The 1204-nt window shown below is 32.7% G+C and carries 1 pseudogene; it reads right to left on the bottom strand.

The features are described from left to right. A pseudogene (locus ABID39_RS07860) lies at positions 1–467 on the bottom strand (LbetaH domain-containing protein); the annotation flags it as partial. Between the last annotated feature and the right edge of the window lie 737 nt (positions 468–1204).

Genomic DNA, 1204 nt, shown 5'->3' with positions numbered 1-1204 from the left:
GACCAACGCGCGCCGAGCCAGAAACCTTGGCATTGTCATAAATATTGCTCCCATCATAAACTATAGCTTTATCAAAAACATGAGCATTGCCATAAATATTGCCAGCCACAACCGCCTTGCCATAAACCCGTGCATTTTCATAAATACAAGCAATATTGTTCACATGGGCATAAACCACTCACAATGGCATTATCGTAAACCCTTGCATTGCTATAAACCTTGGCTTTACCGCCAACCCAGCAATTGCCATCATGGGATAAATTACTTTCACCTTGTATAAAACCGCCTAAATCACCTTTTTTGACGTCTCCAAAATCTCTTAAAGCTCTAATTCTATGAAGTGTTTTAAAGCCAACCTCTATTGTCTCACCTGTAAATTCGTATTTTTTTGCAGGCTCTTGTTGATTAGCAAGAGCGGTTTCATTTGCATTTAAAGATATAAGGGGGGTGTTGTTTGAATTTGTCATTTTAAATTCTTTCTAATCGTAATGAAGTTTTCAATTGACGCGCTATAAAGGCGCCGGGCGTTGAAAACACGGCGATTAGTCCGTCGTCACACTTTTCCCATAAGGGTATTGCATGGTGTGACACACCCGACAAAATCATTATACGCTTTAATACGTATAAAAAACAGTCAGTATTTTAAAGACTTTGGAAAGATTGTTTCGTAACCTATCCGCTAATCGTTAAGTGTTTTCAGCACTTGAGTATTTATATAACAAAATACGTATTTATTGTCAAATAATATTTTATCTTTTTTGATATTTTTTCGTATTTTTTTTAACACGTTGTGTATTGATAATATCATATGCTTATGAATTGCTACTTTTTTATTTATATGCTTTTAAAGCTATATTATGGGCTTTATAAAACGATTGCGTCATGTTTTGAACTATAATTGATAATATTTAGAAACGCTTTCATAATGCGTATTTTTATCTTTATAAACGATCTGTTTTTTTACTAAATGAATTTAAAATTTTTTGTGAATTTTGTTTATAACGCATTTATCATTTGAACTGTCTTAATAGGCACCGCGCTCTTATAACCAATGCATTCATTTGCATTTTTGCTTTATTCAAACAAAGCTATTGTTTTTACGCATTCTCTATAGCTGTTATATTCTTTATAGTCATGGCATCATTTTTCATTTTCATAAGAGAAATGATAAATAGGATAATCGTTATTTATAAACCGTTATGAA

It is taken from the genome of Bartonella japonica, from assembly GCF_040545385.1.
GTDB classification, from domain to species: Bacteria; Pseudomonadota; Alphaproteobacteria; order Rhizobiales; family Rhizobiaceae; genus Bartonella; species Bartonella japonica.
Note: the sequence above shows the minus strand (reverse complement) of the source record. Positions and strands in the feature narration are given on the sequence as shown.